4 protein-coding genes are annotated in these 9,113 nt (G+C 40.7%); all 4 read left to right on the top strand.

Annotated elements, in window-relative coordinates; all coding sequences use genetic code 11:
- Positions 1-424 precede the first annotated feature (424 nt).
- The 4 genes from N784_RS05725 (at position 425) to addA (ending at position 9,013) form a co-directional block, all read left to right on the top strand.
- Entirely contained in the window at positions 425-1,075 is a 651-nt protein-coding gene (locus N784_RS05725) for a TVP38/TMEM64 family protein (RefSeq protein WP_036833208.1), read from the top strand.
- Between the two features lie 57 nt (positions 1,076-1,132).
- Complete coding sequence (gene lepB / locus N784_RS05720) at positions 1,133-1,669, top strand: signal peptidase I (protein ID WP_036833231.1); 537 nt, start codon at positions 1,133-1,135, stop codon at positions 1,667-1,669.
- A 109-nt stretch (positions 1,670-1,778) separates the two neighbouring features.
- Complete coding sequence (gene addB / locus N784_RS05715; RefSeq protein WP_036833207.1) at positions 1,779-5,273, top strand: helicase-exonuclease AddAB subunit AddB; 3,495 nt, start codon at positions 1,779-1,781, stop codon at positions 5,271-5,273.
- Positions 5,273-9,013: a helicase-exonuclease AddAB subunit AddA gene (gene addA, locus N784_RS05710; RefSeq protein WP_036833206.1), complete on the top strand. Its 3,741-nt coding sequence runs from the start codon at positions 5,273-5,275 to the stop codon at positions 9,011-9,013. The genes addB and addA overlap by 1 nt, the downstream gene beginning before the upstream one ends.
- The last annotated feature ends 100 nt before the right edge of the window (positions 9,014-9,113 follow it).

Raw genomic sequence — 9,113 nt, 5'->3', positions numbered from 1 at the left:
TTTTGTCACCCCCGACTTTTGGTGATGAACCTTTTTTTGTAATAAATGTAATTACTGCAACGAAAGAAGCCTAATTTCTTAATATTATTAAATTGAGAAATCAGGCTTTTTATATTGAAATTTATTCATGTTGTAAATTCGCATAACTCTGACGCTACGCTAAGTAGGAAAGCTTTGGGGCGGTAAGTGTCAATGGATGGAGCATTGAAGAATTAACACGTTCAGCTAATGATTCAATCTCTGGGCAGTTCCTCAAAATAATTCGTCATTTGGCATTGCGTGAAGTGACAAGTTGCTATGGCAATCGTGTGCCGACGTCATTTTTTTAAATTTATTGAAATACATAAGTAGGCATGCGAGTGTGTTTTGATTTACAATAATAAGTGAATAATAAACGGTAGTATTGCGTTGTAAGGAGATATATATGGATAGTCTACAATATTTAAATATAGATTCAATTAAAGAAATGATAGAAGATGATACATTTAAAGAATACGTCATGCAGCTGTTAAAGGAATACGAACAACTTGGACCGTTGCCAGGCATCTTACTACCTTTATTAGAAGCTATGCTGCCATTTTTACCGTTATTTGTTTTTGTTATTGCGAATTCCATGGCGTATGGCTTGTTAAAAGGATTTCTATTTTCATGGATTGGTGCGTCACTAGGTGCAATTGTTGTGTTCCGCATTGTTCGCCGCTTAGGGCAACAGCGGTTCTTTAACTTTGTAAGAAAGCATCAACAAGTACAGCGTGTCATGACTTGGCTAGAACGTCATGGGTTCGGACCATTGTTCCTATTAATGTGTTTTCCTTTTTCCCCATCGGCGGTAATTAACGTTGTCGGTGCATTATCAAAGGTGAGCTTTCAACAATTTATGCTAGCGGTGCTGTTAGGAAAAGCGGTTATGATCTTCACCATTGCTTACGTAGGGCATAGTATTACGGAATTTGCTAAGCATCCGATGAAAACGGTTGTTGTTGGGGTATGTATTAGCGTGTTTTGGTTAGTAGGAAAATTTATTGAGCGCCGTCTCCAACAAAAAACAATGGAAAAAGAAGGAACAGGTGATTAAAGCGCGTCAAATCCGGGTAAAATAGGGATAGAAAAACCTGGAGGCGTTATAGTGAAAATGAGAAGTATATGGAAATGGCTAAAGACGATTGTGTTTGCGGTTGTACTGGCTGCTGGGATTCGGACTTTTTTCTTTGCTAGTTACATTGTTGAGGGAGAATCTATGCAACCGACATTATATGACGGGAATCTCTTAATGGTGAATAAAGTAGTGTATGACTGGGCAGATGTAAAGCCGTTTGACATTGTTGTATTTCATGCAAATGAGCGTGAAGATTATGTGAAGCGAGTAATTGGATTGCCAGGTGACCATATTGCATATGAGAATGACGCGTTGTATATTAATGGACAAGTAGCAGAAGAAGAATTTCTTGCTCCGTTTCGTGTCTATGATGGTATGCCATTAACGGAGTCTTTCACTCTTGAGGAAGTAACTGGCCAACAGGAAGTTCCAGAAGGTCACGTTTTTGTAATGGGAGATAACCGGAGAGATTCATTAGATAGTAGAAGGATTGGGTTTGTGCCGATTGATGCAATTGTTGGTAAAGTCGATGTAAGGTATTGGCCGATTTCCCAACTCGCTTTAGAATTTTAATGAAAAAGAAGCAGGGCCTAGCACACGGATAGAAAAGCGTGCTAGGATTTTTTTGTTATGATTCATGTTAAAATAAAAGAATAGATTGGTATGCAGAGGGGGAGGAAGGATGAGTATTCGTTTTTTGTTAGGGCGAGCTGGATCTGGTAAAAGCACTCGCTGTTTGACAGAAATGAAAGAACTATTACAGCAGTCACCAGATGGTCCGCCGATTTTATATATCGTGCCGGAACAAATGACGTTCCAGCAAGAATATGCCTTGTTGAAGCAAGAAGGGATCGAGGGGAGTATTCGAGCTCAGGTATTTAGTTTCACACGTTTGGCGTGGCGTGTGTTACAGGAAACTGGTGGAGGAACGAAGCAATTTGTCAGCTCGACTGGTGTACAAATGATGCTACGCAAAATCACGGAGCAGCGGAAGTCTGATTGGAATGTGTTCCAGAAGGCGATTGAAAAGCAAGGATTTATTGAGCAATTAGAAACGATGATTACAGAATTTAAGCGATATTGTATTACACCGCAACTGTTGCAGCAGCAAATGCAAATGATGGATCAATTCGTGCATAAGCAGCCTGGAGAAGAAACGTTGCAACATAAGTTAGAGGACTTGTCTTACATATACGAAGAATTGATGTATGCATTAAGGGGTCAGTACGTTGATAGTGAAGACCAATTACAATTATTAGCGTCTAAAATAAAGGAGGCGTCATTTTTAGAAGGTGCCATCGTTTATATAGATGGTTTTCACCGCTTTACCCCACAAGAATTAATGGTTGTACAAGCGTTAATGGGAAAAGCAAGTCGTGTGTCGATTGCGTTAACGTTAGATGAGCCGCGATACGGAGAAATAGAAGAATTAGACTTGTTCTATCAGACAGCACATACGTTTCAAGATATCAAAAAAATGGCTGATGAAATAGGGATGCCGATAACAGAAGTAAAGCATTTGTATGGAGAGGTAGGGAGGTTTCAACACCACCGTGCTTTTGCCCATTTAGAGCAGTATTTTCATAAACGACCAGCTCCTTCATTTTCAGAAAAAGTACCGATTACGTTAGCACAAGCAGTCCATCCGCGAGCGGAGATAGAAGGGGTGGCACAGGAAATTGTGGAACTCGTGCGGGATAAAGGGTATCGGTATCGAGATATAGCGTTATTCATTCGTGAGCCTGACGTGTACCACGATTTGATTGCAACCGTTTTTGAAGGGTATCAAATTCCTGTTTTTATAGATGAAAAACGGACCATGTTAAACCATCCATTAGTAGAATTTCTTCGTTCAGCAATGGATGTTATTGAAGGAAATTGGCGCTATGATGCGGTGTTCCGTTTGCTAAAGACCGATTTTATTCCTATAGCAGATAACGAGCATCCGCTCACACAAGAGGCAATTGATGAATTGGAGAACTATTGCTTAGAATACGGCATTCGTACCAAAAGTCGTTGGACAATGGATGCTAGATGGAAATATCAACGCTTTAAAGGGTTTGACCAGCGCCCGCAAACGGATGCTGAACGAATGAAAGAAGAGCGAATCAATCGTCTGCGTGAGCAAGTATTACAGGCAATACTTCCGTTTGATGAAGCGATGCGTGAGGCGAAAACAGTAAAGCAACGTTGCGAGGCGATGTTTATATGGTTAGAACAGCTCGGCGTGCAGGTGACGTTGCAGGAGTGGCGTGATAATTATGATGACCTTGGCATGATTGAAAAAGGCCGGGAGCAAAATCAAGTTTGGGATGCAGTAATTCAGCTGTTTGAAGAAATGGTTGAGATGATTGGTGATGATACACTATCGTTCCAATTATTTCGCACAACGCTAGAAACAGGATTTGAAGCGCTCCATTTTGCTCACGTTCCTCCAAGTATGGACCATGTTATTGTTGCTAGTGTCGATCGCTCTCGTTTAACAGGTGTGAAGTGTGCATTTTTATTAGGAGTGAATGACGGTGTTTGGCCAATGAAGCCACCTGCAGAAGGAATGTTGACGGAGCAAGAGAGAGAGTTGTTGACGAACCATGGCATGCAGTTAGCAGAAAGCTCTAAGCGTCAATTGTTAGATGATTATTTTTACGTGTATTTGGCATTTACGGCTGCGTCCGATTATTTATGGGTTAGTTATCCGTTAAGTAATGAAGAAGGAAGTGGCAAAATACCTTCCACGATGGTGAAGCGAATGCAGGAGTTGTTTCCGCATGTAGAGGAGAAAATGCTGTTACAAGAGGATGACGATCACGAAGATGCTGCCCGTTTTATAACGAATCCTGAAAAGACCCGCTCCGTGTTAGCTGCGCAGTTATCTCGCTTTTTGCGTGGTTATCCGATGAAAGATGTGTGGTGGAATGTGCTCGACTGGTATATAGAGCAAGGTCGTGAATCACTTCATACACAACGAGTGCTGATGAGTTTATTTCATGAGAACAAGCCCGTTAATCTTCCGAAAGAGACAGCAGAGAAATTGTATACGAAACAAATCAAAGCTAGCGTATCCCGTTTAGAAACTTTTTATCGTTGTTCTTATCAGCATTTTGCCCAATACGGTTTGAAGTTGAAAGAACGCCCAGTGTATAAATTAGATGCCCCTGATATCGGTACATTATTCCACGAAGCGTTAAAGCAAATTACCGAGTGGATTCAAGTAGAAGGACGGGATTGGCAAACCATTACGGAGCAAGATTCGAATCAATACGCCGAACGTGCGGTTCACAAGTTGTCGCCTATTTTGCAACACCAAATTTTGTATAGCTCGAACCGTTATCAATACATTCAACGTAAACTCCAAGAAGTTGTTGCTCGTGCTGCTCATATGCTAGCTGAGCAGGCAAAGCGTAGTAAGTTTTCGCCGATTGGTTTAGAGCTTGACTTTGGGCCGAACGGAACACTACCACCACTAAAATTAGACTTAAAGAATGGTTTTGAACTATTGCTACAAGGTCGGATTGACAGAGTGGATCGAGCTTACGGGGAAGATGGTTTATTGTTACGTATCATCGATTACAAATCAAGCTCTAAAGGGTTAGACTTAATCGATGTATATTACGGCCTAGCGCTCCAAATGCTTGCATACTTAGATATCGTATTAACGAATGCAGCGCAATGGCAAGGCGTTCAAGCTTCTCCGGCGGGTGTATTATACTTTCATGTGCATAATCCAATCCTTTCAGAAGAGAAGATGTTGAAAGAATTGGACATTGAGAAAGAACTATTTAAGAAATTTAAGATGCAAGGTCTTTTGTTAGAAAATGAAGAAATCGTAAAAATGATGGATACCAATTTAGAGTCAGGTTGGAGTCCAATTGTTCCAGTAGGTTTAAAGAAAGCGGGCGGTTTTCAGAAAAAGTCAAAAACAGCAAATGAGAATGTGTTCCAACAATTGCAGCACTATATTCGTTCGCTTATGAAGCAAGCTGGTGAGTCGATTACAGAAGGGCAAATAGAGGTCAATCCGTTTCAAAAAGGAAACAATGTGGCGTGCACGTTTTGTGAATATCGTTCGGTTTGTCAATTTGATCCTACCTTGAATGAAAATAGTTATCGTACGTTAAAGCAAATGAAAGAAGAGGATATCTTTAAGAAGATTTCAGAACGAGAGGAGGAAGCGTAATGCCAGCATGGACGCCAGAACAAGAGAAGGCTATTTATACGAGTGGTAAGGATATTTTGGTTGCTGCTGCTGCAGGATCAGGAAAGACAGCTGTCCTAGTAGAACGTATTATTCAAAAGCTATTAAACAAAGATAATCCAACGGACATTGATTCCTTGCTCGTGGTAACTTTTACAAAGGCAGCAGCTCAAGAAATGCGGAATCGTGTTGGAGAAGCGTTAGAGGAGGCATTACAACAAAACCCGGAGTCGGTTCATTTAAAGAAACAACTGTCCTTATTGCAACGCGCTTCCATTTCAACACTCCACTCTTTCTGTATGGATGTTGTACGTCAATACGCGTACTTGCTTGATTTAGATCCGCAATTCCGCATCACTGATGATATTGAGGCGGATCTAATTCGGCAAGATATCATCGAATCGCTATTTGAAGAATGGTATGGGCAAGAAGGGGAAGAACGAGAGGCATTCTTTGAAGTAGTAGATCGTTTTTCGAGTGATCGAAGTGATGTAGAAGTAGAACAGTTAATGATGCAAGTGTATCAATTTGCGATGCAAAATCCGTATCCAGAACAATGGATGCAAGACGTTGTACAGACATATCAAATACAACCAGATGCAACTGAAGCTGATTTTCCATGGCTCACGCAACTAAAGAAAGAAGTAAAGAGTCAGCTGCAATCGATGTTAACTGATGCAGAACAAGCACTGCACATTACAAGAGAAAGTGATGGGCCATATCAGTATGCGGAAGCGATTGATGATGATAAGGAACGTTTTCAACAAGCACTTGCACACCTTACGCTTTCTTGGCATGATTTGCAGACGTTTATGGAACAATCAGCAAGTTTAAAGCGTTTGTCTTCGAAGAAATCAGATTGTAGTGAAGATAAGAAAGAAGCTGTGAAAGCATTACGTGAAAGTTATAAGAAACGCTGGCAGAAGTTAGCTCAAGGGTGGCTTTCTCGTTCATTGCCGGCACATATACAAGATATGCGAACGTTAGCTCCTGTTGTTGCAAAGCTGATGGAACTAGTGAAGGAGTTCCATAGACGATACCAGCAGAAGAAAAAGGAGCAAGCACTTGTCGATTTTGCAGATTTGGAGCATTTCTGTTTACAGCTATTAATGGATGAACAATCAACGCCAGACAACATTATTCCTTCTGAAGTAGCGAAAGGGTATCAAAGACAGTTTACTGAATTACTAGTCGATGAATATCAAGATACAAACCTTGTTCAAGAAACGATTATCCGTCTTATTTCAGGTGAAGCTGGTGGAGATGTCTTCATGGTTGGTGACGTGAAACAAAGTATATACCGTTTCCGTCATGCTGAGCCGTCTTTGTTTTTAGCTAAGTACAAACAATTTGCTGAAGAAAGTCACCCAGCTGAACGGATTGACTTAGCACGTAACTTCCGTAGTCGTCATGAAGTATTAGCAGGTACGAACTATATCTTCCGTCAAATTCTCGATGAAGAAGTAGGGGAGATGACGTATGACAAAGATGCAGAGCTTATTTATAGCAATACGATTTACGATGAAGTACCTTCGAATGATGCGGAAGCCGAGCTTGTTATTATTGACCGAGAATCTGGGGATGAGTCATCAATTGAAGATGAAGAAGGACTGCAAGATTTAGAGAAAGCACAAATAGAAGCAAGGGCGTATGTTACTAAAATAAAAGAATGGCTAGGGCATGAGGAGAAGCCGGCATTACAAGTTGTGGACAAAGGCACAGGAATGAAACGAAGCTTGCAATATCGTGACATCGTTATTTTGCAACGGTCTATGACTTGGGCACCAACGATTGTCGAGGAGCTAAAGCAGCAAGGCATTCCAGTTTATGCCGAACTTGCTTCTGGATATTTCGAAGCGATTGAAATTAAAATTATGCTCAGTTTGTTAAAGGTAGTCGATAATCCGCAGCAAGATATTCCGCTTGCAGCTGTGTTGCGTTCACCAATTGTTGGGTTAAATGAGGAAGAATTAGCTACGATTCGTTTAGTTGCTTCTAACAATCGTACAGCCTCTACGACTAGAGAGAATTTTTATGAGGCATTGAAATTGTATCGCCGATTTGGTGAAGATACATCAATTATTCAAAAAGTAGAGCATTTCTTAAATCAATTAGATAGGTGGAGAGGAAGAGCTAGACAAGGTTCACTATCTGAATTGATTTGGCAAATGTATCGAGAAACGGGATATTACGATTTTATCGGTGGAATTGCTGGTGGCAGACAACGTCAAGCAAACTTACGAGCGTTGTATGACAGAGCTCGTTCTTATGAAGCGACTTCGTTCCGAGGACTTTTCCGCTTTCTTCGTTTTATAGAACGAATGGAAGAGCGAGGAGATGATTTAGGAGCGGCTCGAGCGTTAGGAGAGCAAGAAGATGTCGTAAGAATTATGACGATTCATAAAAGTAAGGGGTTAGAATTTCCCGTTGTGATAGTAGGCGGCATGGATAAGCAATTCAATGATCGAGATTTAAAGAGCCGCTATTTATTACACAAAGATTTAGGATTTGCAACGAAATATATTGACCCAGAGAAACGAATCATGTACCCAACCCTTATGTACCATGCATTACAAAAAGAGAAGCATCGAGAAATGCTCGCTGAAGAGATGCGTGTATTATATGTGGCGTTAACTAGGGCTAAAGAAAAGCTAGTCATGATTGGTACAGTCGCCTCGTTGGAGAAGAAAAATAAAGAATGGAAAAAATGGATGGATCACGGTGAATGGGTGTTGCCAGCTTCTTATCGATTACAATGCAAAAGTTATGTTGATTGGGTTGCGCCAGCGTTAATTCGTCATAAACATGGGGAATTATTGCGAGAAGAATTACCGATACCAAATATAGATAAAGCTATATTTGAAGATGAATCAAACTGGCGTATTACGACGACAAAAGCGACAGATTACTTGCGAATGGACGGAATTGATGCACAAGATCATGAGGTATTAGAGCAAGCAATTAAGCAATGGCAACCATTACATCTTAATCAGGACGAAAAGGAAGAAGTAAATCGAAGGTTATCGTACCAATACCTATATCAAAAAGCGATTCATCATCGTGCGAAACAATCTGTCACTGAATTGAAGCGTCAACGAGAAGTAGCAGATGAATATAGCGCTAATACTTTAATAGCTAAACAACAGCCGAAGCTTCAGCGCCCGCGCTTTATGCAAGAGAACCAGCGATTAACAGCTGCTGAAAAAGGGACAGCCATGCACGCAGTGATGCAGCATTTACCGTTTGAACGTGTGCTAACGGTAAATGAGGTTGCTGAATATGTGGAGCAGTTAGTAGAAAAAGAGTTTATTACAAGGGATCAAGCGGACGCTATTGATATACTAGCGATTCAAGCCTTCTACGAAACAAAGCTTGGAGCTCGTTTCATAGCAGCGGATCGAATATATCGAGAAGTACCATTTACACTAGCCTTACCAGCAAATGAAGTGTATGCAGATTGGAAGGAAGAAACAGAAGAGAAAGTATTCATTCAAGGTGTCATCGACTGCATTATTCCGCATGAAACAGGATATATCATTGTTGACTATAAATCGGATCAGATTACGGAACCAGTGGATGAATTAATGGAAGTGAAGCTAATGAAGCGATATCAAACGCAACTATCATTATATGCAGAAGCATTAGAGCGCATTTGGCGTAAGCCTGTACAAGAGAAATATTTATATTACTTTAATGGTCCTTGTATCATTCGTGTTGAGTAACTAGTAAAAAGAGCATCTTTAATAGGTGCTCTTTTTTTGGGAGGAGTTCATGCATGTTTCCACGTAAAACGACAACCTCGCCATTAATGCGAGGTTGCGT

The organism is Pontibacillus litoralis JSM 072002, from assembly GCF_000775615.1.
GTDB classification, from domain to species: domain Bacteria; phylum Bacillota; class Bacilli; order Bacillales; family BH030062; genus Pontibacillus; species Pontibacillus litoralis.
Note: the sequence above shows the minus strand (reverse complement) of the source record. Positions and strands in the feature narration are given on the sequence as shown.